The following is a 23,370-nucleotide window of genomic DNA, read 5'->3' on the forward strand; positions in this document are numbered from 1 at the left end:
GTAGGAGCGGCCCTTCAGCCGCGAGCGCCGCGCATCTTGCGATTCCGTTGTAGGAGCGACGTAAGTCGCGACCGTCAACTCAACGGAACCACGAAGGTCGCGACTCACGTCGCTCCTACATATGGAGTCTTCGGGACAGCGATCGCGGCTGAAGCCGCTCCTGCACAAAGCGCTGTAGGCGAGGGTCGCACTTCAGACCGCCAGCCGGCGCCCGCCATCCAGGTGGATCACCTGCCCGGTGCAGTAGGTCGCGTCCTGCAGCAGCCAGCGAACCGCCTCGGCGACCTCCTCCGGCGCGCCGGTGCGCGCCAGCGGCGTGCGCTGCAGCATCGCGCGGCGGGACGCGGCATCGCTGGCGTCACCGCCTTCGACCGGATCTTCCGGCCACAGGATCGCCCCGGGCGACACCGCATTGACGCGCACGGCGGGGGCCAGTTCCAGTGCCAGCGAGCGCGTGCCCATGAGCAGCGCGGCCTTGGCCATGCAGTAGATCGAATGGCCGGCCAGGGGGCGCTCGCCGTAGAGGTCGGCCAGGTTGACGATGGCGCCGCCGGTGCGCGCCAGGTGCGGGGCAGCGGCCTGGGACAGGAACAGCGGTGCGCGCGCATTGGTCGCGAACAGCGCATCCCACTGCGCCGGCGTGGCCTGGCCGATCGGCGTGGGAAAGAACCCCGAGGCGTTGTTGACCAGCGCGTCCAGCCGCCCGAAACGGCCCACCGTGGCCGCCACCAGCTCGGGCAGGCGATCGAACTGGGCCAGGTCCGCCTGCAGTGCATGGGTGCTGCCGGCACGCTCGTTCTCGAGCTCGCAGGCGAGCGCGTCGACCTCGGCCGACGAGCTGCGGTAGTGCAGGGCGAGGTCGTAGCCGGCCGCGTGCAGGGCGCGCGCGATCGCCGCGCCGATGCGGCGGGCGGAACCGGTGACCAGGGCGACGGGGGAGTCGGGCATCGAGGGGATTTCCGGAACGGCGATGCGGTGCCCTCGGACCGGGCGTTCGCATCCGAGCGGCTATCCTGCGCGACCGCACCCCCTGTTGCCAGCCCGCCGCATGAAGCCCTTCGACCTGCCCGAGCCCGACGCCGCCGCCGCCGCCCACAGCGCGCGCCTGTCGGACCTCATCCGCGCGGAGATTGCCGCGGCCGGCGGGGCCGTGCCGTTCTCGCGCTTCATGGAGCTGGCGTTGTACGCGCCCGGCCTGGGCTACTACAGCGCCGGCGCCAGCAAGTTCGGGCCGGCCGGGGATTTCACCACCGCGCCCGAGATGGGCCCGGTGTTCGCCGCCTGCATGGCCGAGGCGCTGGCGCCGGTGCTCCGCCAGCTCGGCGCACAGGCGCGGTTCCTCGAGCTTGGCGGAGGCACGGGAGCGTTCGCCGCGGTGGCGCTCAAACGGCTGATGGAACTGGATGCGCTGCCGGACCGCTACGCCATCCTCGAACCCAGCGCCCAGTTGCGCGAACGCCAGCGCGAGACCCTCCGCGACCGCCTGTCGCCGCCATTGTTCGAGCTGGTCGAGTGGCCGGACACGCCGTTCCCGGACGAGTGGGAGGGGGTGGTGTTCGCCAACGAGGTGATCGACGCGCTGCCCACCCCGCGCTTCGCCATCGCCGGCGGCGAGGTGACGGAGGAGCACGTGGCCTGCAACGGGGAGGCATTCGCCCGCGTCGACCGCCCGGCCGACGGCTTCCTGTCCAATGCGGTGCGACACGTCGAACGCCGCCTGGAGCGCGCACTGCCGGAGGGCTACCGCTCCGAAGTGCTGCCGCAGTTGCCGTACTGGATCCAGGCGGTGTCGGGCGGGATGCGCCGCGGCGCGATGCTGTTCGTCGACTACGGCCACCCGCGCGCGGAGTTCTACCAGCCCGGACGCTGCGAAGGCACCCTGCGGGCCTTCCACCGGCACCGCATGCACGACGACCCGCTGCGCTGGCCGGGCCTGCAGGACATCACCGCGTCGGTCGATTTCACCGCGCTGGCCGAAGCCGGGGTATCGGCGGGCTTCGACTTCGCCGGCTACTGCAGCCAGGCCAGTTTCCTGCTTGGCAACGGCCTGGCCGGCGTGCTGGAACGGATCGAACGCATTGCCGAGGACACCGAGCGCCTGCGCCGTACCGAGGAGGTCAAGAAGCTGACACTGCCCAGCGGCATGGGCGAGCGTTTCGGGGTGATGGGGTTCCAGAAGGATGTGGAGTTCGGTACCGCGTTCCTGGTGGGCGACCTGAGCTTCCGGTTGTGAGCGCGTCCGCCACGTTGCGCCACCGCATGCCGGCGATGAGGCCGCTGCGGCTCGCGCGCTGGTGGGTTGTGCTGTGGCTGCTGGCGATCGCGGCAATGGTCGCCGTATCGGTGCTGCCGGCCCCGGCAGTCCCGGCGCCCGAGCTCCCGCAACTCGACAAGGCCTTGCACTTCGGCGCCTACCTGGGCGTGTCCACCTTCGCCTCCATGCTTTTCGCCAGCCCACGGGCCCGGTCGCTGGCGGCGCTGTTGCTGCTGGTGGTCGGCGTGGGCGTGGAAGCGGCGCAGCATTTCCTGACCGCCACGCGCCAGGCCGAGGTTGCCGACGTGTTCGCCAACACGCTGGGCATCGTCGGCGGCCTGCTGCTGGGTGCGACACCGGTGGCGCACGGGCTGCAGTGGCTGGAGTCGCGGCTGCCCGTGTCCGCGCCGCGTCCCCTGTAGGAGCCGCTTCAGCGGCGGCCGCAACGCATCAGTCCGAGCGTTGTAGGCGCGACGTGAGTCGCGACCGTTTTGTCCCCGCAGCGGGATCGCGACTTACGTCGCTCCTGAAAAGGCACGGGACGGTTTCCCATCGAGGCTCAAGCGGCTCCGACTGAACTCAATCGCCGCCACGCGGTTTTCCCTTAGGGCCGCTTGCCGGTCGCATGCGCGATCGCCTGGATGCGCGCGCGCCGCAGGGCTTCGCCGATGGCCGGGCCGCTGAGGCCTTCGGCCACGTCGCCCGCCTTCACCGCACATGCTGCCGCATGCGCCGCGCGCAACCCGTCGGCCTGCGGATAGTCGCGATCTTCCAGGCCGGTACGGCCTCGCGCATCGGCCTCGCACACGGTGGCCAGCGGATCGATGCGCTCGGGTCGGCGGAAGCCGTCGCAGCGCGCGACCAGGTCGTGCACCGTCGACGCGCGCAACTGGTCGAAGCGGTGCACGTTGAGGTGCTCGCGGCACGCGGCCTCGGCCAGCTGCAGGTGCGCGGTGGGCACCCTGAGCCGTTCGCACAGCGCACGCAGGGGTGCCACGCCGGCGCGCTCGTGGCCGATATGCGATGGCAGGACGCCTGCCGGGGTCAGCGCCTTGCCCAGGTCGTGCACGAGGGCGGCGAAGCCGACGACGTCATCGCCCGGCGCCAGCCGCGCGGCCACGTCGCACACCAGCTCGACGTGGGTGCCGGTATCGACTTCGGGGTGGTACTCCGCGCGCTGCGGGACGCCGTACAGCGCGTCGACTTCCGGCAGCACCACGGCCAGTGCGCCGCAGTCGCGCAGCGAGCGCAGGAACGCCGACGGCGCCGGTGCGGCAAGCGCGCGGCGCAGTTCCTGCCACACCCGTTCCGGGGTGAGTTCGGCGAGCTCGCGGGTCTCCACCATCCGCCGCATCAGCGCCATCGTTTCCGGCGCGATGCTGAAACCCAGCGGCGCGAAGCGGGCCATGAACCGCGCCGCGCGCAGCACGCGCAGCGGGTCCTCGACGAACGCGTCGCCGACATGGCGCAGCACGCGCGCCTCGATGTCACGCGCACCGCCGAACGGATCGACCAGCGTGCCGTCGTCGCGCCGCGCGATGGCGTTGATGGTGAAGTCGCGCCGGCCCAGGTCCGCCTCCAGGGTGACCGAGGGGTCGGCATCCACCACGAACCCGCGATGGCCCCGGCCGGACTTGCGCTCGGTGCGCGCCAGCGCGTGTTCCTCGCCCGTGTCCGGATGCAGGAACACCGGGAAGTCGCGCCCCACCGGCTTGAAACCGGCGGTCTCCATTGCCTGCTGGGTCTGGCCGACGACGACGAAGTCACGGTCGCCCGGGGGCAGCCCGAGCAGTGCGTCGCGCACCGCGCCGCCGACGAGGTACACCTCCATCGCGTGGGTGGGGTCGCCCATCGCTCAGCGCGAGACGTGCTGGGCGAGCACGGCGAGGATGTCCTCGGCGCCGGCACTGCGGCCGAGGCTGCGCACCAGCGGCTGGGGCTGGCCGCAGACCCACAGTTTCAGCTCGGCCTCAAGGTCGAAGTGCGCGGGTGTTTCCAGCGAATACATGACGATGCTGCGGTAGGGCAGGCTGAGGTACTCGGTGCGGCGACCGGTCACGCCCTGCCGGTCGACCAGGACCAGCCTGCGGTCGGTGAACACCATCAGGTCGCGCACCAGCCCGAACGCACGCTGGACGGTTTCGCCCGGCGCGAGCAGCGGCTGGAAATCGGCGGCCACGTCATCCAGCGGCTTGTCGCTGGCGTGGCCCAGCAATGTGTCGAGCAGTCCCATCGTCGGCGCTCCGGTTGGGCGGGGTTTGGGGTCGATGCTGGCGCGTGGCTCAGCCGGCGTCGAGGCCGAGGATCTGCGGCAGGCGCGGGGCGACCGCCGTCGGGGTGATCCCCAGCCGGGGCAGTCCGTTGTTGTCGCTGGTGGAGTCCAGCTGCAAGGACCGCCAGTTGTCGCGGCTGATCGGCTTGCCGGGCAGGTGCTCGCCCACCTCGGCCTGCAGCCTGCCCAGCGCCGGCGGCAGCGATACCACCAGACGGTGGCGCCCGCGCGCGGCAGCGGTCATGTGCACGATCTCGCCCAGGGTGTAGCGGTCGGGGCCGACCAGGTCGAAGCTCTGGCCGACGCTGGCGGGGTTGGCCAACGCGCGCGCGAAGGCTTCGGCCACGTCGCCCACCCATACCGGCTGGAAACAGGCCTCGGCGCCACCGATCGGCATCACGGGCAGGTATTTCAGCAGACCGTCGAAGCGGCAGAACAACCCGTCGCCGGGTCCGGCGATGACCGACGGCCGCAGCAGCGTCCAGTCCAGCCCCGACGTGCGCACCCGCGCCTCGGCCAGGCCGCGCGCCTGCAGGTAATGGCTGTCGCCGTCGCCGGCGTGCAGCGCGCTCATCTGCAGTAGCCGCCGCACCCCGTTGGCCTGCATCGCATCGACCAGCGTGTCGAGCAGCTCCACGAAGACGCGGTTGAACTCCAGGCCGTCGTCGCCGCGCTCGTTGAGGATGCCGACCAGGTTGACCACGGCGTCGGCATCATCCATCACCGCGCCCAGGAACGCGCGGTCGTGCACGTCCCCTTCGATAAGGCTGGCGTCGCGCGAGAAGCGCGCGCGCGCCGCGTCGCCGATGCCGCGGCTGAGGACGGTGACACGGTGGCCGTCGGCCAGCAGCCGCGGCACCAGGTGATGGCCGACGAAGCCGGTACCACCCAGGACCACCACGTGCTGGCGGATCGCCGTCATGTCAGCCGCCGGTCGCAGCCGCCACCGGCGCCGGGCAGGCGAAGCCCTTGCGCGGTCCATCCACGCGCCCGCGCATGCGGTCGCTCAACCGCAACGCGTCGCCGCCCAGGCGCCAGTCGTAGATCACGCTGAAGGCCAGCACGCGGGCGACGTACTCGCGGGTTTCCTTGTAGCTGATCGTCTCGATCCAGAAGTCCGGGTCCATCCCCGGTCGCTGGCTCTTCCAGCGGTTGAGCGGGGCCGGGCCGGCGTTGTAGCCGGCAATCGCCCAGTACGGCTGCCCGCCGTACTCGTCCATCATCTGCCGCAGGTACGCGGTGCCCAGCGCGATGTTGGTGTCGGCGTCATACAGGCTGGACGTACCGCCGTAGAGAATGCCGTAGCGGCGGGCGACCGCCGCGCCGGTCGACGGCAGCACCTGCATCAGGCCCATCGCGTCGGCGGGCGAGCGCGCGCGCGGGTTGAAGATGCTCTCGGCGCGGATCTCGGCGGCGACCCACGCCGGATCGATCCGGTACTTGGCCGATTCGCGGCGGATGGTGGCGGCGTGGTCCAGCGGGAAGCGCAGGTGGTACAGGCGCAGCTCCTCCGGTTGGCCGCGGCCCAGCGCGAACACGGCCCGGTCGTACCACCCGTTGGCCTGCGCGTACTCCACCGCGATGCGACGCTGCGCGTCATCCATCCGCGACATCGCCTCGCGCCATTCGGCCACCGCCGGGCCGTGGCGCTCGATGCGCTGCAGCGACATCGCACGCACGATCGCGGGATCACCCACCACCACCGCGCGTTCGGCCGGCGCCGCCTGCACCTGCCACGGGCACAGGGCGTAGGGCTGGTCGAGGCGGTCGGCGGCGAGGAAGCCATGGAACTCGGGCTGGCGCGCGGCCGCGCGGTACAGGCGGTCGGCGGTGGCGTTGTCACCGGTCATCGCCGCCAGCCGCGCCTCGAAATACTGCCACCGCGAGTCGCTGCGCTGGTCGGCGCCCATCCGGCGGATCGCGGCGAGCGCGGCGGGCCAGTCCGAGCGCGCCATGGCGTCGCGCGCGCGCCATTCGTGCAGGCGCGCGTCGTAGCTTGCCTCGGGCACCAGGTTGAGCCGGCGCGCGGAGTCGGGCAGGTAGGACGCCACTGTCCACAGCGCGATCTGGTACATCGCACGGCCGCGGTCGGCCTCGGTGAAGCCCAGCGCCTGTGCATGGGGCGCCAGCAGGGATTCGGCCCGGTCCGGGTCGTCCTTGCCCAGTTTGGCCAGGCCGTGCGACGCGACCAGGCGGCTGCGTTCGGTCTTCGGCCAGTCCAGCGCGCGCGGGTGCACGGCGTCCAGGAACGCGGCGTAGTCGATGGCCAGCGCGCGCTCGGTTTCCGGCAGCCCCTGCGCGATGCTGCGCATCACGCCGGGCTGCCACTCGGCCACGGCCTTGTCGAACCGCTCCCAGCGCAACGCCGGCGCCAGGCCGCCACGGCGCTCCAGCGCGGCGAACACCGGGTCGCACGCACTGGGCAGCGACGTGCCGCTGTTGCGCCAGATCGCCTGCGCCTCGGCGGACCAGTCGCCTTCGACGCGCCCAAGCACCTGCTGCGCGTTGAGTGCGTGGCAGCGCAGGGCGGTGTCCTCGATCCCCGGCTCCCACGCGGCGAGGTAGCCGCTCCAGTCCTCGGTGCGGGCACGCGACACCAGCCAGCTCTCGCGGAACGCGGCGGCAACCGCCTGGCCGCGGTAGCGCTGCAGGAACGCGAGCGCGCGCGACGGCGGCAGTGTGTCGATATCGCGGCGCAGGTCCGCCAGCTCGATCCAGCCGTACAGCGGGTGGTCGGCGAGGCCGGCGTTGGCGGCGGCATCGAAGCGGCCACGCTCGGCCGCCTCCAGGGCTACGCGCACCTGTCCCAGCCGGGGGTCCGACAACGGCGGCATCGATGACTTCAATGGGGGCGGCGACGGGCTCGACGTGGCAGGTGCACCCGCACGTTCTGGGGCGGGCGACTGGGCACAGGCGCTGGTGGCAAAGGCCGCGGCCAGCGCGACGACTAGGATGGACAGGGGGCGGGCAGGCATCGGCCGACTATAACCGGGCCACTATGAAGCGGCGGTGCGACGGGCGCACCAGCGCGGGACCCTGTCCGACAGCGCGGGAGGCGCGACGCGCGATGGATATGGACTGGACGCAGCTGGCTGCGCAATGGGGGGTGTTCCTGCTGCTGGGCGCCGTGGCCGGCGTGCTCGCGGGCCTGCTGGGCGTCGGGGGCGGGCTGGTGCTGGTGGCGGCACTGGCGTGGCTGCTGCCCTCCATGGGCGTGCCGGTTGAAGCGGCGATGCATGCCGCGCTGGCCAGCTCGCTGGCGAGCATCGTGCTGACCGCCGCCGCCTCGGCGCGTGCGCACGCACGGCGCGGCAGCGTGTCGTGGCCGACCGTGGCATGGATGGTGCCGGGGTTGTTGCTGGGCGGATGGCTGGGCAGCGCTGTCGCGGTGGGGATCGATGGCGCGGTGCTGCGCTGGATCGTCGCCGGCTACTGCCTGCTGGCCGCCGCGCAGCTGCTGGGCGGCTCGCGACGCGGCGCGGGTGGGCCGGTGGTCCCGCCGCCGCGTGGCTGGCCGATGGCCGCGGCCGGCAGCGCGATCGGTGCGGTGTCTGCCGTGGTGGGGATCGGCGGCGGCAGCATGACCGTACCGCTGCTGGTGTGGCGCGGCGTGGTGCCGGTGCGCGCGGTCGGGACGTCTTCGGCATGCGGCGTGGCGATCGGCCTGGCAAGCGCCGCGGGCTACGCCCTGCACGCACCGGCCGGCGCGCTGCCGGCGTACGCGATGGGCTACGTGTACCTGCCTGCCGCGATCGGCGTGGCGATGGCCTCGGTGCTGGCGGCGCCGTGGGGTACGCGGCTGGCGCACCGGCTGTCCGGTAGTGCCCTGCGACGGTTGTTCGCCGCCTTCCTGTTGGCCGTCGCACTGGCCCTGGCCGCCACCCGCTAGGGTGGTGGCCGGCACGTGTGCGCTGACAGCCCCGGGGCCCTCTGGCGCTTGTGGTGCGTTCACGAATTGTTTACAACCCCGTGACACCGCTCGGCAGGGGGGGGCGGTTTTTCGACATCGACTGATGTCTTTTCACTGTTTTTCTACGGAGAGAGATTCATGAAAGCGCACCGCCGCCACGCCTTGACGCGCGCCATCCACGTATCGCTGCTGCTCGCCCTCCCGGGCCTTGCGGTGGCGCAGGATGCACCGCCAACCGACGACGCCACCACGCTCGATACCGTCCAGGTCACCGGCACGCGCATCAAGCGCGCCGAGATCGAGGGCCAGGTGCCGGTGCAGACCGTCACCCGCGAGGACATCGATCGCACCGGCCTGACTTCTATCGGCGACATCCTGCAGGAGCTGACCGGGTCGGGCTCGGCGCTCAACACCAAGTTCAACTCGTCGGGCAACTTCGGCTTCTCGCCCAACGGCGACGGCGTCGGTGCAGGCTCGGCCCAGGTCGACTTGCGCAACCTCGGGCCCAAGCGCGTCCTGGTGCTGGTGGACGGGATGCGCTGGGTCAGCGAGTCGTCGGCGTCCGGCGTTGGCGCGGCGACGGACCTCAACACCATTCCGCTGGCGATCGTAGAGCGCATCGAGGTACTGGAGGACGGCGCCTCGTCTCTGTACGGCTCCGACGCCATCGCCGGCGTGGTCAACATCATCACCCGGCGCAACTTCGAGGGCGGCCAGGTCACCCTCAACTACGGCGAGTACGGCGAGGGCGACGGCGCCACCCAGGGCATCGACCTGGCGTGGGGCTTCAACACCGACCGCAGCAACTTCTTCATCGGTGCCAGCCACGTGGAGCAGGACCCGATCTTCTCGCGCACCCGCGCGCAGTCCGCGTTCCCGGTCCCCGGCACCGGCGTGGCGTTCGGCAGTTCGGCCACGCCGACCGGTCGCTTTATTTTCACCGACCCCAACACCGGCGCCACGCTCAACCTGACGCCGAACACCGGCAACACCAGCCCGATCTACGATCCCACCCAGACCGGTTGCGACCGCACCGACGGGTTCCATTGCTTCACCACCGCCGACCGCTTCAATTTCTCGCAGTTCAACCTGCTGCTGACCCCCTCCGAGCGCACCGGCGTCTTCAGCCAGTTCCGCTTCTATTTCAACGACAACATCCACGCCTACGCCAAGGCCCTGGTCAACCGTCGCCAATCGCTAAACCAGGCCGCCCCCGAGCCGCTGTTCCTGGGCGCCGGTGCCGGCACTGGCAATCCGCTGGCCGACAACATCGTCATCTCGGCCCAGAACCCCTTCAACCCGTTCGGCTTCGACCTGGACTCGGCTGACAACCTGATCCTGGTCGGCCGGCGTCCGGTGGAAGGCGGGCCGCGTCGATTCGAGCAGGAAGTCGACACCCGCTACTTCGCCACCGGCCTGGAAGGCAGCTTCGGCACCGAGCGCACCTTCTTCTGGGACGTCAACCTGGCGCTCAGCGAGAACGAGGCCGAGCAGACCAACTACGGCAGCTACGACATCCGCAAGATCGCCACCGCGCTGGGCGATCCGGCCGTCTGCGCCGCCACCCCGGGCTGCGTACCGCTGAATCTCTTCGGCGGCCCGGGCACGATCACCGCAGCGATGCTGGGCTACATCCAGCCGGTGGTCCGCGACCGCAGCGAGCAAAGCCTCGACCAGTTCAGCGCCAATCTCACGGGCGACCTGTTCCAGATGGCGACGGGCCCGCTTTCGTTCGCGACCGGCTACGAGTACCGCAAGTACGAAGGCTCCTACAACCCGGACCCGCTCACGGTGCGCGGCGACTACAACGGCGTGCCGTCGCTGCCCACGGCCGGCGAGTACGACGTGAACGAGGTCTATGTCGAGCTCAACGCGCCGCTGATCCGCGAGGGCGCATTCGGCAAGAGCCTGGACCTGAGCCTGGCCGGTCGCTACTCCGACTATTCGACCTTCGGCGGCCAGTTCACGCCCAAATACGGTCTGCGCTGGCAGGTGGCCGACGAGCTGCTGCTGCGCGCGACCTACGCCGAGGGCTTCCGCGCGCCGTCGATCGGCGAGTTGTTCGGTTCCGACAGCCGCGCCGACCTGCAGCTTTTCGACCCCTGCCTGATCGGCACCGACGGCTCCCCGCCCACCGGCAACCCGGCCAACTGTGCCGTGCTGGGCGTGCCGCCTGGCGCGCAACAGATCAACACCCAGATCTCGGTCACCACCGGCGGCAACGCCGAACTGGAGCCCGAGGAGGCCCGCAGCTTCACTGCCGGCATGGTGTTCAGCCCGGCGTTCGGCAGCGGTGTGCCGTGGTCGGAAAGCTTGGACTTGGAGGTGACGTTCTACCGCCATGAGATCAACGGCGCGGTCCAGGCGATCGATGCGCAGACCCAGCTCGACCAGTGCGTTGCCACCCTGGATCCGATCTTCTGCAACGGCATCGACCGCGGCACGACCGGCGCGATCGTCGGCTTCAGCAACCGCCTGACCAACCTGGGCTCGATCAACACCGACGGCTGGGACGTGGACGTGTTCTGGACCTTGCCGGAGACCGACTTCGGCCGCTTCAAGTTCATCTGGCAGAACACCGTGGTGACCCGCTACGAGGCCATCGGCGCCGCCGGCCAGCCACAGCCGCAGGGCGTGGGCATCGAGGTCGCCGACAGCTCGATCCCGGAGTGGACCTCCAACGCCACCATCGACTGGCGCGCGGGCAACTGGAACGCGTCGTGGACGGCGCGGCACATCTCCGACCTGACCGAGGACTGCGGCGGAGCTGCATCGTTTCCGATCTGCAGCAACCAGGCGGCGGGCACCAACGAGCTGCCGGCCATCACCTACCACGACCTGCAGGTGGGCTACCGCTTCGAGTTCCTCAAGGGCCTGCAGCTGACCGCGGGCGCCAACAACCTGTTCGACGAGGACCCGCCGATCTGCCTGTCCTGCTCGCTCAACGGCTATGACGCATCCACCTACGACATTCCGGGTGGGCGCTTCTTCTACGTGAGGGCGGATCTGCGCTTCTGATCAACCGCTGAGTAATGGAAAGACGGAACGGCCGGTGGATCCCACCGGCCGTTCCTGTTTGGAGCACCTGGAACCAGATCACCTGCACGAACACCTGGAACCAGAGCACCTGGAACCAGAGGGTGCCGCGAATCCCGGGTCCACCTGTCCCGCCCTATCGCAACGCCGCCTCGGGGATCTGCAGGTCCAGCGACAGCGCCAGGTGGTCGGAGAACGCCGCCGGCATCGCGCAGGCGTTGGCGCAGCTCAGGCCGTCGCCGATCAGGATGTGGTCGATCGCGCGCTGCGGCCGCCAGCTGGGAAAGGTGGGCACCACGCACTCCGGCGGCTGCAGGCGGGTGTTGCGGAACAGCGCCTGCATCTCGGGGCGGTCGACCGGACAGTTGAAGTCGCCCATCAGCACGGCATTGGGGTGGTCGTGCAGCAGCTCGGCCACGAATGACAGCTGCGAGGCGCGCGAGGCCGCGCCCAGCGAGAGGTGGACGATGGCGATCAGCAGCCCTTCGTCGCCCTGCCCGAAGCGCGCCATCAGCACCCCGCGGCCGCTGATCCGGCCGGGCAGGGCATGGTCGATGACCTCGCGCGGCTCGAGCCGGCTGAGCAGGCCGTTGGCGCTGGAGGCCACCCCGCCGACGCGGCGGTTGGGCTGGTGGCTCCAGTAGTCGAACCCGGCCGCCTGGGCGAGGTAGTGGGTCTGGTTGGTGAACCCGGAGCGCAGGCTCCCCGGATCGCTCTCGTTGAGGCCGACGATGTCGTGGGTGCCCGCCAGTCGCGCGATCGCGTCCAGGCTGCCGCGCTTGTTGCCGGCCGGCAGCACGTGCGACCAGCTGCGTGCCACGTAGTCGTGGTAACCGCGCGTGCTGGAGCCGGCCTGGATGTTGGCGCTGAGCAGCTTGAGCCGGCGTGGCTCCGGCGCGGTTACCGGTGCGCGTGTGTCGGCCATGCGGGGTGGCGTCAGCCGGCCGCCCCGTCGCTGTCGGGTGCCGGGGCGTCGGCGTCGGCGTCGGTCGCGTCGGCCTCGGCCGCCGGCGCCACGGGCGCGTTCTCGGCGCGGGCGCGGGCCACCAGGTGGTCGGTGATGCGCAGCACGTCTTCGTACGGAATGCCGCCGGCGATGCGGTACTTGCCATCCACGACCATCGTCGGGGTCGCGTCCACGCCGCTGCGCTGCAGGAACTGGGCGGCCCGCTTCATCCGCGCGTCAACCGCGAAGCTGGACATCGCGCCGGCGAACGCGTTCGCGTCGGCACCGTGGCCGGCGTAGAACGCGGCCACCTGCTCGTCGGTCACGCCCTGCACCGGCAGGCTGCGGTCCACGTGGATGGCCTGGAACATCGCGTCGTGGGTCTTCTCGCGCAGGCCCATCGAATCGGCCGCATAGAACGCCTTGGCGTAGGGCATCCAGTAACCGCCGAAGGGCGCGGCAACCGGGGTGAAGCGCACGTACGCCGGCTGGCGGGCCTTCCATGCCGCCACCAGCGGTTCGAACCGGGCGCAGGCGGGGCAGGTGTAGCCGAACACCTCGACCACTTCCACGGTCCCCGCCGGACCGGGGGCGAACGGCTGGCCCCCGGCGATCTCGAAGTACTCCACGCCGGCGACGGGCGCGGGGCCCTGAAGCGGCGCGGCTTCGCCGGGTGCGGGCGGGGTGGCGGGTGCGTCATCGCCCGCCTGCGCCTGGCTGTCGGTCTGGGCGGGGGTGGCGGCCGGCGCGTCGGCGCGCTCGCCCGGGGCAGGCCCGTCCTGGGAACTGCAGGCCGCCAGGGCCAGCAGGGCGGTGAGAATCAGGCCGGAGCGGGCGGGATGGGTCAGGCGCAGGTTCATGGGGTGGATCTCCGCAGGGGGCCGGGGGCTGGGCACGGGCGTCGATGTCGACGGACGTGACCGGGGCCGGCCAGTGTAGTGAATGGAGCGTAGGCGGGCGTCACGCAAGCCGGCGTCGCGGGCGGCAACAGCCCGCTTTCAGTCGGCGAGGCCCGCGCGGGCGCGGGCGGCACGCTCGCGCGCGACCAGCGCATCGGCGTTGTCCAACAGCTCCTGGAAGCTGTTGCCCAGGACCCGGTAGCGGCCTTGGACCACCAGCGCGGGGGTGCCGTCGACGCCGGCGCGGCGCAGGAAGGCATCGGCCCGCTGGAGGTCGGCCTGGACCGCATCACTGGCCATTGCCGCCTCGAAGCGTTCCGCATCGACGCCCTGGCCGGCATAGAACGCACTGATGTCCGACGCGGTGGCGCCGCCCAGCGGCAGCGCGCGTTCCTCGTGCAGGGCGCGGAACATCGCCGCGTGCGTGCGCGTGGCCACACCCATCGTGCGGGCGGCGAAATAGGCCCGCGCGTACGGCATCCAGTGTCCACCGAACGGCGCTGCCACCGGGGTCACCCGGACATCCGCCGGCAACCGGGCCTTCCAGGCCCGCAATCGCGGCTCGAAGGCAGCGCAGTGCGGGCAGGTGTAGCCGAACACCTCCACCACCTCGATCGCCCCATCGTCCTCGAACGGTTGCCCGTCCGGGATTTCGACATAGTCCACGCCGGGCACCAGTGGCGCGGCATCGCGCGCGGCGGCGGGAAGGGTCATCAACAGGGCCAGCAGCAGGGCGGCCAGTCGTGCGGTCATGGGCATGGCATCACGCAGCAAAGGAGGCGGGGAGAAGAAAGGCGGCGGCGCTGCCCGTGGCGGGCTCAGCCGGGGACGCGGCCGAGCAGCGGCCACGCAAACAAGAACGCCGACCGTGATCATAACGGTCGGCGTCGAAGTGTCGCGTCCCAGCCAGGGAGAGAGAACCAGGACTGCTGGTTCGGACTGCCACCAGGCTGGAAAGTTCCGCCCGGCCCGTTCAGCTGCCCGAGACCGGGCCGGCCTCCGCGTCGGCGTCCATGTCGATCGCCGGTTGGGCGTCCTCGACCGATTCGGCCGGCGGCGTGGGGGCCGCGGGTGCCGCGGGTGCCGGCGCCGGCGGCGCACTGGCGGCGGCGTAGTCGTTGGCGCGCGGGTGCAGGCCTTCCATGTAGCTGGACAGCGCGCCGATTTCCTCATCGGTCAGCTTGCTGGCCACGGTCACCATGATGTTGTACAGGCGCGGGTCGGTGTAGACCGTCTCACCCGCGCGGTATTCCTCCAGGCGGCGCTGGCTGTACTGCGAGGGCTGGCCGGCGACGTAGGGGTACGGCGGCCCCGGGTTGCCTGCGCCGTCAGGCCCGTGGCAGGCCATGCATGCCGGGATGCCCCGCTCGGCATCGCCGGAGCGGAACAGCTTCTGGCCGATCTGGTAGAACTTCAGCCCCGCATAGGGGCCTTCGGTGACCACGGTGTCGTCGGCCACGCCGGCATCGGCATTCTGGGTCGCGTAGTAGGCGCCTATGTCGCGGGCATCCTGCGCGCTGAGCATGTCGGCGAAGGGCTTCATCATCGCGGCCATGCCGGTGTTGCGCTCGCCGCTCTTGAACAGGGCGATCTGCTGGGCGATGTAGCGCTCGCTCTGGCCGGCCAGGCGCGGGTACTGCAGGTCGGTCGGGTTGCCATCCAGGCCGTGGCAGGCCGCGCAGGTCCCGGCCTTGGTCGCGCCCGCATCGACGTCGCCCCACGTGGCCTGCTCAGGCGCAGTGGACAACGGTGCGGACTGCACCGGCTCGTTGTCCGGGATCGGGGTGACCGTGGTCTGTGCGTAGGCGACGGCGGCCGCCGCAAGGGCGGCGACACCGATCAGGCCGAGGACGCGGGCTTGGCTCATCTCGCTGTGCTCCGAAAACTCTGGGGCGGCGGTGCCATGAGACCACGCCGGAACCGCGGAATTATCGGGCCGGGCCCCCGTCGGGTCAACGCGGACGCCGGCCCGCCCCGCGAGCGGTCCCGCCTCCGTCCGGCCCCGGCCCGGTTGCGGCGCCGCCCGTGCGATCCTATGCCCATGTCCAATCCCCTTGCCCGCGCCCGCTACATGCTGGCGGCCCATACCCCCCGCCAGCTGCCGCCCGACGGCGGATTCGAAGTGGCGTTCGCCGGGCGTTCCAACGCCGGCAAGTCCACTGCGCTCAACGCGATCTGCCAGCAGAACGCACTGGCGCGGGTGTCCAAGACCCCGGGCCGCACCCAGCAGCTGGTGTTCTTCGACTTCGAGCCCTCCAGCAACGGGCCGCCGGCCGATCGATTCCTGGTCGACCTGCCGGGCTACGGTTACGCCAAGGTGCCCAAGGACCTGCAGGCCCATTGGCAGGCATTCCTGGATGGCTACTTCCGCACCCGCCAGGCACTCAAGGGCCTGGTGGTGGTGATGGACATCCGCCACCCGCTGAAGGACTACGACCGGCAGATGCTGGGGTACGCGGTCGAGCGCGGGCTGCCGGCGCACGCCATCCTGACCAAGGCCGACAAGCTGGGCCGCGGCGCGCAGGGCAACGCCCTGCTCGCGGTGCGCAAGGAGATGCAGGCCGCGTTCGGCGACGTGGTCAGCCTGCAGGTGTTCTCGGGCGAGTCGAAGATCGGCGTGGACGAGGCGCGCGCGGTGATCGGCCGCTGGCTGGAGCTGTGAGCCAACACCTGTAGGAGCGGCCTCAGCGGAGAGCAAGGGTCCGCTTCTTCGCTGTAGGAGCGACGTAAGTCGCGATCGCGGGATCCGAAGCGGGCGAGGTCGCGACTCACGTCGCTCCTACAAGAGATGCCGAGTGCCGCTCGCGGCTGACGCGTTCCTACGGGATCGGCGAGACGCACCGGCGCACTGCACCGTTGCAGCGGCGGCGTTGTCGCCCCGCCAGCCGCCGCTACACTTCCCGGCTATTGCGAATGCAGGGTCCACCCGCATATCGCCCGCTCCAGTCGACAGCGAGGTGCGCGTGTCCGGTCCCAGCCTGGCCAACGATGTCCCGATCGAGGCCGGCGCGGCCGGTCGCCGCCAGCTGGTCGAATACCTCGCCTCCGGCGTGCGCCCGCGCGATGACTGGAAGATCGGCACCGAACACGAGAAGTTCGGCTTCCGCACCGACGACCTGCGTCCGCCGGCCTTCGATGGCGAGCGCGGTATCGAAGCCCTGCTGAAGGGCCTGGTGCAGTTCGGCTGGTCGCCGGTGCAGGAGCACGGGCGCGTGATCGCGCTGAGCCGCGACGGTGCGTCGGTCTCGCTGGAGCCGGCCGGGCAGCTGGAACTGTCCGGCGCGCCGCTGGAGAACCTGCACGAAACCTGCAGCGAGGCCTTCGCCCACCTGCGCGATGTGCGCACGGTGGCCGGGCCGATGGGGCTGGGGTTCCTGGGCATGGGCTTCCAGCCCAAGTGGCGGCGCGAGGACATGCCGTGGATGCCCAAGGGCCGCTACGGGATCATGCGGCGCTACATGCCGACCGTCGGCAGCCTGGGACTGGACATGATGACCCGCACCTCCACCGTGCAGGTCAACCTGGACGTGGCCAGCGAGGCCGACATGGTCAAGAAGTTCCGGGTGTCGCTGGCGCTGCAGCCGGTCGCGACCGCGCTGTTCGCCGACTCGCCCTTCACCGGAGGCCGGCCCAACGGCTACCTGAGCTACCGCAGCCAGATCTGGACCGACACCGATCCCAATCGCACCGGCATGCTGGATTTCGTGTTCGAGGACGGCTTCGGCTACGAGCGCTACGTCGACTACCTGCTCGACGTGCCGATGTATTTCGTCTATCGCGACAACGCCTACATCGACGCCGCCGGGCAGTCGTTCCGCGATTTCCTGGACGGCCGCCTGCCGGCCTACCCGGGCCACAGGCCGACGCTGACCGACTGGGCCGACCACAGCACCACGGCGTTCCCCGAGGTGCGGCTGAAGAAGTACCTGGAGATGCGCGGCGCCGACTCCGGCCCGTGGAACCGGATCTGCGCGCTGTCGGCGTTCTGGGTGGGCCTGCTGTACGACGACACCGCCCTGGACGCGGCCTGGGACCTGGTGCGCGACTACTCGATGGCCGAACGCCACGCCCTGCGCGACGGCGTGCCCCGGCACGCGTTCAAGCTGCCGGTGCGCACCGGCGCGACGCAGGGCACGGTGCTGGACCTGGCCCGCCGCGCGCTGGAGATTTCCGCGCACGGACTGGCCCGCCGCGCCAACCTCAACCGCAACGGCGCCGACGAGACGATCTACCTGGAGCCGCTGATGGAGTTCGTCGAAGCCGGCCAGACCGCAGCCGAGCGCAAGCTGGAACTTTTCCACGGTGCCTGGGGTGGCACCGTCGACCCGGTGTTCCGCGAATTCGCCTACTGAGCGACGCGGCCCCCGCCGGTCACCGTCGCCGACGGCGCAGGGAGGCCCCTTCGGTCGAACCGGCCACCATGTGGAAGCGCATCGTCTTGGATCGGTCGCCCTCGAAGGTTTCGAACCGGCGTTCCAGCAGGCAGGCCTTGAGCTCTTCGGTCACCTCGGGATTGGGGACGAAGTTCTCCAGCACCACGCGACCCATACCGCCCGAGGGCAGGACTTCGACGATCCATGCCGCCGAGGCGGCGCCGACCTTCTCGAGCTTCACGTAACAGGGTTCCGGCACGTTGGCCAGGCCGATGAGAGCGGCGTCCTGGGCCGAGGCGCGCGCGTGCGTGCCCCGCTCGCGCTCGAGCATGCGCTTGGCCACGGGTGCACCGTGCACGGCCAGGTAGTCCTTCAGGTCCTCGCGCTTCACCTTGCTCGGCAGCGGCGGGCGCGCCCATTTCGAAATGATCTCCACGCGCGCCAGCAGGTTCCCGTTGTAGGCCGAGCGCTGGTACTGGAGGTCATCGGCGTCATCGATGAATGCCTGCCGCACCTCGCGGGTGAAATACAGGTAGGCCTGTGTCCACTTCATGGCCTCGCGGGCGTTCGCGTGGCGCATTTCCATTTCCGCCAGGTCGGCATAGGCCGGCAGGTAACCGTCCTCCGCCATCGCCCGGATCAGCCGCCGTGCCTTGGGCAGGTCCTGTGGCAGGAGGTTGCCGGGAAGGTAGGGTCCATGGCGGTACAGCTGGCCAAGGGTGTAGCCGAATTCCGGGCAGCCCTCCATGCCGGCGAGCCGCTCGTAAGCCCCCAGCGCCTGCGCGCGCCGCTCGGCGGGCGCGTCGGGGTCGAGAAGATCAAGCAGCGTGCCGTGCGGCAGGGCCTCGTAAGCGGCGTCGCAGCCGGCATCCGCCGGGGTCGCGTCCTGTGCCGTTGCCACCATGGGCACCGCCAGCGCGATGCACAGACCAAACCAACGCCATCCCATGGCGTCCCTCCCCGGGTGGATGTTCCGCGACAGTTCGCGGTGGCCGGATGGCCGGGCGCGCACCCCATGACGCGCCCCGAAACGCGCGCACTATCGCACGCTCGAGGCGGCCGGGTCACGGCGCACGGGGCGGCCCCGAGCGCGCGAGGTTGTAGCCTAGTGGGATGAAATCCATCCCCGAACGCGCGCCTGCCACCCCATCCGCCGACCCGACCGAAGACCTGTTGCGCACCTTCGACTTCGCGCCCACCGACGGGCTCCTGCGCGAAGACGTGAAGCAACTGGGCGCACTGGTGGGGGAAATCCTCGCCGAGCAACGTGGACCGGCATTCCTGGAGGCGGTCGAGCGCCTGCGTCGCGCGGCCATCGAGCGCCGCGAGGGCGAGGCGCCCGTGGATGGTCTTGCGCACGCACTGGCCGGCGTCGACCTGGCACATGCCGGTGACCTGGTGCGCGCCTTCGCGACCTACTTCCAGGCGGTGAACCTGGCCGAGCGAGTGCACCGCATCCGCCGGCGCCGCGACCACGAGCGGGCCGAGCACGGCGCGCAGCCCGAGGGGCTGCTGGACACCGTCACCCGGTTGGCCGCCGAAGGCGTGGACGCCGAGGCCATGGCCGGCCTGCTGGAACGGCTGCGGATCGAACCGGTGTTCACTGCGCACCCCACCGAAGCGGTGCGCCGCGTCCTGCTGGAGAAGGAGCGGCAGATCGTGTCGAGCCTGGTGGACGACATCGACCGCGGCCGCACGCCGGCCGAGCGCCGCGCCGATCGCGAGCGCATGCGCGTGGCGCTGACCGCCAGCTGGCAGACCGCCGAGGCGCCGGCCGCACGGCCCAGCGTCAATGACGAGTTCGAGCATGTCGGCTTCTACCTGGCCGAGGTGCTGTACCGGGTGTTGCCGGTGTTCCACGAGGCGCTGTCGGACGCGCTGGAGACCGCCTATGGCCGCACGTTCGAGTTGCCGCCGCTGCTGGGCTTCGGCACCTGGGTCGGCGGCGACATGGACGGCAACCCCAACGTCGGTGCGGACACCATCGCCGCGGCCCTGGCCGGCCAGCGCGGACTGGTCCTGGCCGCCTACCGCCGCGACGTGCGCGCGCTGGCCGAACTGCTCAGCCAGTCGACCCTGCGGGTCGGGGTCGACGACACGATCGTGGAGACGCTGGAGCGCTACCGCGCGGACATGCCGTCCGCAGCCACCGCACTCAAGCCGCGCCACGCCGACATGCCTTACCGGAACCTGCTCACGCTGATGCAGGCCCGGCTGGCGGCAACCGCGCGCGAGGAGCCGGCCGGCTACGCGGACGCGTCCGCGTTCCTGGCCGACGTGGAGGCGATCGAGTCCAGCCTGCTCGCGCATGGCGGCGAACACGGGGGGGCATTCGCGGTGCGCCGGTTGCGACGGCGCGTGCAGTGTTTCGGCTTCCACCTCGCAAGCCTGGACCTGCGCCAGGATTCCTCCGTCCACGACGCGGCGCTGGCGGGGCTATTGCAGGATCCCGGCTGGGCGCAGCGACCGGTGCCCGAACGGGTCCGGGTGCTGCAGCAGCTGATCGACGGCACCGTGCCTACGCCCACGGTCGAGCCGGAAGCCGCGGCTTCGACGCTGGCAGTGTTCCGCACCGTCGCCCAGCTGCGCCCGCGGTTGGGCGCGCGCGCATTCGGTCCGTACATCATCAGCATGAGCCGCACCGCCGCCGACGCGCTGGCGGTGCTGGCGCTGGCGCGCATCGCGCACTGCGTCGACGCGGACGGGCAGGTGCCGCTGGACGTGGCGCCGCTGTTCGAGACCGTCGCCGACCTGGACGCGGCCGCCGACACCCTGCGCCAGCTGTTCGCCGACCCCGTCTACCGCGCCCACCTGGCGGGGCGGGGTGATCGCCAGGTGGTGATGCTGGGGTATTCGGACAGCGCCAAGGACGGCGGCATCGTCGCATCGCGCTGGGCGCTGCAGCAGACCCAGCTGGCGCTGGCCCGGCTTGCCGACGAGAGCGGCGTGCGCATCGCCTTCTTCCACGGCCGGGGCGGCTCCGTCAGCCGCGGTGGCGGCAAGACCAGCCGTGCCGTGGTGGCCGCGCCGCGCGGGTCCGTGGATGGTTACCTGCGCCTCACCGAGCAGGGCGAGGTCATCCACCGCAAGTACGGCATCCGCGCGATCGCCCTGCGCAACCTGGAGCAGGCCACCGGTGCGGTGCTGCGCGCGACGCTGCGGCCGCGACCGGCCGACGACCGCGAGGCGCGCTGGCGCGACATCGCCGGTGAACTCGCCCGCGACGCACGTGCCTACTACCGCGCGCTGGTGCACGAACACCCCGACTTTCCGGCGTACTTCCGCGCCGCCACCCCGATCGACGTGATCGAGCGCCTGCGCATCGGTTCGCGCCCGAGCAAGCGCGCCGGACCCGAGGCCGGCGTGGAGTCGCTGCGCGCGATCCCGTGGGTGTTCTCGTGGTCGCAGAACCGATGTGGGCTGACCGCGTGGTACGGCGTCGGCACGGCCCTGGCGGCAGCGCGCGAACGCCACGGCGACGCCGTGCTGGCCGAGATGTCGCGCGATTGGCCGTTCTTCGCCACCCTTGTGGACGACGTCGAGATGGTCCTGGCCAAGTCCGACCCGGCGATCTTCGAGCGCTACTCGCGACTGGCCGCCGCCCTGCCGCAGGGCGACCTGCACGCGCGCCTGCACCCGGGGATCGCCGGGGAGTTCGAGCGCACGCGCGATGCGGTCCTGGCGATCAAGGGCCGGGACGGCCTGCTGGACAACGACGCGCGGCTGCGCCAGTCGATCCGCCTGCGCAACCCGTACGTCGATCCGATCAGCCTGCTGCAGGTGGACCTGCTGGCACGTTGGCGTGCCGGTGGCCGCGAGGACGAGGCGCTCTTCCACGCGCTGGTGGCGACGGTCAACGGCATCGCGGCGGGCGTGCAGAACACCGGTTGAGGCGCCTAACCGGCGAGGGCCGCGCATCCGCAGCGCCCGCGCCCTTGTAGGAGCGGCTTCAGCCGCGATGCCGATCCCGGTCGCCGCGGATCTCCCCTAGTAGGAGCGACGTAAGTCGCGACCGCAACTCGGTGGCCCGCGTGGAAGCGACCTACGTCCCTGCTACATAAGTCTGCCAATACACGACAGGTTGCAGGTTCACGATCGCGGCAGAAGCCGCTCCTACAGCGCATCTATTTATACTCACCCCCAGTATCCCGCTGGCCGGCCTCGATGCCCCACACCCCCGAAGAGAAGCAGCGCGTCCTCGCCCGCGTCCGCCGTGTCCGCGGGCAGGCGCAGGCGCTGGAACGCGCGCTGGAAGCCGGCACCGGGTGCGGCGCGGTGCTGCAGCAGATCGCCGCGATCCGTGGCGCGGTCAACGGCCTGATGTCGCAGGTGCTGGAGTCGCACCTGCGCGAGGAACTCGGCCAGCCCGCGCTGTCGGACCGCAAGCGAAAGGCGCGCGTCGACGAGGTGGTCGGGCTGGTCCGCTCCTACCTGAAGTAACCCGCGTGCCGCTGCTTCCCATTCCCCGCTCCGGAGATATCGATGAAATCACGCGCCGCCGTCGCCTTCGCCCCCGGTCAACCGCTGCAGGTGGTCGAGCTCGACGTGGCACCGCCGCGCAGGGGTGAAGTGCTGGTCAGGATCACCCACACCGCGCTGTGCCACACCGACGCGTTCACCCTGTCGGGCGAGGACCCGGAAGGCGTATTCCCCGCGGTGCTGGGTCACGAAGGTGCGGGCATCGTGGTCGAGGCCGGTGAAGGCGTCACCAGCGTGCAGCCGGGCGACCACGTGATCCCGCTGTATACCGCCGAGTGCGGCGAGTGCCTGTTCTGCAAGAGCGGCAAGACCAACCTGTGCGTGGCGGTGCGAGCGACCCAGGGCAAGGGGGTCATGCCCGATGGCACCACGCGCTTCTCCTGCAACGGCGAGCCGATCCATCACTACATGGGCTGCTCGACCTTCAGCGAGTACACGGTGGTCGCCGAAGTGTCGCTGGCCAAGGTCAACCCGGATGCCAACCCGGAGCACGTCTGCCTGCTCGGGTGTGGGGTGACCACCGGCATCGGCGCGGTCCACAACACCGCCAAGGTGCAGGAGGGGGACTCGGTCGCGGTATTCGGGCTGGGCGCCATCGGCCTGGCCGTCATCCAGGGCGCGGTGCAGGCCAGGGCGGGGCGGATCATCGCCATCGACACCAATCCGGACAAGTTCGCGCTGGCCCGCGAAATGGGCGCGACCGATTGCGTCAACCCGGAGGACTCCGACGCGCCGGTCCAGCAGGTCATCGTGGAGATGACGGGCTGGGGCGTGGACCACAGCTTCGAGTGCATCGGCAACGTCGACGTCATGCGCGCCGCGCTGGAGTGCGCGCACCGCGGCTGGGGCCAGAGCGTGGTCATCGGCGTCGCCGGCGCGGGGCAGGAAATCAGCACCCGCCCGTTCCAGCTGGTGACGGGGCGCAAGTGGATGGGTACCGCGTTCGGCGGGGTCAAGGGCCGCAGCCAGCTGCCGGGCATGGTGGAGGATGCGATACGCGGTGACATCCTGCTGGCGCCGTTCGTGACCCATACCCTGCCGCTGGAGCGCATCAACGAGGCCTTCGAGCTGATGCACGAGGGCAAGTCGATCCGTACCGTGATCCGCTACTGATCCGAGTGCCATCCCTTGCAGGAGCCGCTCGGGCCGCGATCGCAAAGCGCCACGTGGCGGACGTTGTAGGAGCGACGTGAGTCGCGAT

The 23,370-nt window shown here is 70.9% G+C and carries 19 protein-coding genes; 9 read left to right on the top strand and 10 right to left on the bottom strand.

Annotation, left to right across the window (positions count from 1 at the left end; translation table 11 throughout):
- Window positions 1-192 precede the first annotated feature (192 nt).
- Window positions 193-948 carry a pteridine reductase gene (locus tag ACJQWL_RS08975; RefSeq protein ID WP_330969244.1) on the bottom strand — a complete coding sequence of 252 codons (756 nt, stop codon included), beginning with the start codon at window positions 946-948 and terminating at the stop codon, window positions 193-195.
- Window positions 949-1,048: 100 nt separating this feature from the next.
- Here ACJQWL_RS08975 and ACJQWL_RS08980 point away from each other — a divergent pair, with 100 nt between their 5' ends.
- Window positions 1,049-2,233: a class I SAM-dependent methyltransferase gene (locus tag ACJQWL_RS08980; RefSeq protein ID WP_330969245.1), complete on the top strand. Its 1,185-nt coding sequence runs from the start codon at window positions 1,049-1,051 to the stop codon at window positions 2,231-2,233.
- Entirely contained in the window at window positions 2,230-2,676 is a 447-nt protein-coding gene (locus ACJQWL_RS08985; RefSeq protein WP_330969246.1) for a VanZ family protein, read from the top strand. Before ACJQWL_RS08980 ends, ACJQWL_RS08985 begins: the two co-directional genes overlap by 4 nt.
- A gap of 182 nt (window positions 2,677-2,858) precedes the next feature.
- On the opposite strand, the gene ACJQWL_RS08990 is transcribed toward ACJQWL_RS08985, so the two are convergent.
- Genes ACJQWL_RS08990 through ACJQWL_RS09005 form a run of 4 tightly spaced genes read right to left on the bottom strand, consistent with a single transcriptional unit; the run spans window position 2,859 to window position 7,360 of the window.
- Window positions 2,859-4,085 (bottom strand): multifunctional CCA addition/repair protein, encoded by a 1,227-nt coding sequence (locus ACJQWL_RS08990; RefSeq protein ID WP_330969251.1) that lies wholly within the window; start codon window positions 4,083-4,085, stop codon window positions 2,859-2,861.
- A 24-nt stretch (window positions 4,086-4,109) separates the two neighbouring features.
- Window positions 4,110-4,487 carry a PH domain-containing protein gene (locus tag ACJQWL_RS08995; RefSeq protein WP_330969247.1) on the bottom strand — a complete coding sequence of 126 codons (378 nt, stop codon included), beginning with the start codon at window positions 4,485-4,487 and terminating at the stop codon, window positions 4,110-4,112.
- A 49-nt stretch (window positions 4,488-4,536) separates the two neighbouring features.
- The gene (locus tag ACJQWL_RS09000) at window positions 4,537-5,448 is read right to left on the bottom strand and encodes a complex I NDUFA9 subunit family protein (RefSeq protein ID WP_330969248.1); all 912 of its coding nucleotides are present in this window, start codon (window positions 5,446-5,448) and stop codon (window positions 4,537-4,539) included.
- A gap of 1 nt (window position 5,449) precedes the next feature.
- Window positions 5,450-7,360, bottom strand: coding sequence for a lytic transglycosylase domain-containing protein (locus ACJQWL_RS09005; protein ID WP_330969249.1), 1,911 nt, complete (start codon window positions 7,358-7,360; stop codon window positions 5,450-5,452).
- A 233-nt stretch (window positions 7,361-7,593) separates the two neighbouring features.
- Between ACJQWL_RS09005 and ACJQWL_RS09010 the strand changes: the two genes are divergently transcribed.
- Window positions 7,594-8,415 carry a sulfite exporter TauE/SafE family protein gene (locus tag ACJQWL_RS09010; RefSeq protein WP_411300852.1) on the top strand — a complete coding sequence of 274 codons (822 nt, stop codon included), beginning with the start codon at window positions 7,594-7,596 and terminating at the stop codon, window positions 8,413-8,415.
- A gap of 159 nt (window positions 8,416-8,574) precedes the next feature.
- Window positions 8,575-11,454, top strand: a complete 2,880-nt coding sequence (locus ACJQWL_RS09015; RefSeq protein ID WP_330969974.1) for a TonB-dependent receptor — start codon at window positions 8,575-8,577, stop codon at window positions 11,452-11,454.
- Between the two features lie 154 nt (window positions 11,455-11,608).
- Here the strand turns inward: ACJQWL_RS09015 and ACJQWL_RS09020 are convergent, their stop codons facing one another.
- The 4 genes from ACJQWL_RS09020 to ACJQWL_RS09035 form a co-directional block, all read right to left on the bottom strand.
- Complete coding sequence (locus ACJQWL_RS09020; protein ID WP_330969975.1) at window positions 11,609-12,397, bottom strand: endonuclease/exonuclease/phosphatase family protein; 789 nt, start codon at window positions 12,395-12,397, stop codon at window positions 11,609-11,611.
- Between the two features lie 11 nt (window positions 12,398-12,408).
- Window positions 12,409-13,278, bottom strand: coding sequence for a thiol:disulfide interchange protein DsbA/DsbL (locus ACJQWL_RS09025; RefSeq protein WP_411300853.1), 870 nt, complete (start codon window positions 13,276-13,278; stop codon window positions 12,409-12,411).
- A 138-nt stretch (window positions 13,279-13,416) separates the two neighbouring features.
- Window positions 13,417-14,076, bottom strand: coding sequence for a thiol:disulfide interchange protein DsbA/DsbL (locus ACJQWL_RS09030; RefSeq protein WP_330969183.1), 660 nt, complete (start codon window positions 14,074-14,076; stop codon window positions 13,417-13,419).
- A gap of 214 nt (window positions 14,077-14,290) precedes the next feature.
- A complete protein-coding gene (locus tag ACJQWL_RS09035) occupies window positions 14,291-15,184 on the bottom strand; it encodes a c-type cytochrome (protein ID WP_330969184.1) in 894 nt (297 codons plus the stop codon).
- A 174-nt stretch (window positions 15,185-15,358) separates the two neighbouring features.
- Between ACJQWL_RS09035 and yihA the strand changes: the two genes are divergently transcribed.
- Together yihA and ACJQWL_RS09045 are read left to right on the top strand one after the other, a co-directional pair.
- The gene (gene yihA / locus ACJQWL_RS09040) at window positions 15,359-15,979 is read left to right on the top strand and encodes a ribosome biogenesis GTP-binding protein YihA/YsxC (protein ID WP_330969185.1); all 621 of its coding nucleotides are present in this window, start codon (window positions 15,359-15,361) and stop codon (window positions 15,977-15,979) included.
- A 301-nt stretch (window positions 15,980-16,280) separates the two neighbouring features.
- Window positions 16,281-17,669 carry a glutamate--cysteine ligase gene (locus tag ACJQWL_RS09045; RefSeq protein ID WP_411300854.1) on the top strand — a complete coding sequence of 463 codons (1,389 nt, stop codon included), beginning with the start codon at window positions 16,281-16,283 and terminating at the stop codon, window positions 17,667-17,669.
- Window positions 17,670-17,688: 19 nt separating this feature from the next.
- Here the strand turns inward: ACJQWL_RS09045 and ACJQWL_RS09050 are convergent, their stop codons facing one another.
- Window positions 17,689-18,639, bottom strand: a complete 951-nt coding sequence (locus tag ACJQWL_RS09050; protein WP_330969186.1) for an SEL1-like repeat protein — start codon at window positions 18,637-18,639, stop codon at window positions 17,689-17,691.
- Between the two features lie 164 nt (window positions 18,640-18,803).
- Between ACJQWL_RS09050 and ppc the strand changes: the two genes are divergently transcribed.
- The 3 genes from ppc to ACJQWL_RS09065 all read left to right on the top strand — a co-directional run bounded on the left by ppc (window position 18,804) and on the right by ACJQWL_RS09065 (window position 23,282).
- Window positions 18,804-21,581: a phosphoenolpyruvate carboxylase gene (gene ppc / locus ACJQWL_RS09055; protein WP_330969187.1), complete on the top strand. Its 2,778-nt coding sequence runs from the start codon at window positions 18,804-18,806 to the stop codon at window positions 21,579-21,581.
- A 273-nt stretch (window positions 21,582-21,854) separates the two neighbouring features.
- Complete coding sequence (gene frmR / locus ACJQWL_RS09060; protein ID WP_330969188.1) at window positions 21,855-22,130, top strand: formaldehyde-responsive transcriptional repressor FrmR; 276 nt, start codon at window positions 21,855-21,857, stop codon at window positions 22,128-22,130.
- A gap of 42 nt (window positions 22,131-22,172) precedes the next feature.
- Window positions 22,173-23,282 (top strand): S-(hydroxymethyl)glutathione dehydrogenase/class III alcohol dehydrogenase, encoded by a 1,110-nt coding sequence (locus ACJQWL_RS09065; protein WP_330969189.1) that lies wholly within the window; start codon window positions 22,173-22,175, stop codon window positions 23,280-23,282.
- The last annotated feature ends 88 nt before the right edge of the window (window positions 23,283-23,370 follow it).

Origin of the sequence: Novilysobacter viscosus, assembly GCF_046600715.1 — a bacterium.
Taxonomy (GTDB): Bacteria; Pseudomonadota; Gammaproteobacteria; order Xanthomonadales; family Xanthomonadaceae; genus Lysobacter_C; species Lysobacter_C viscosus.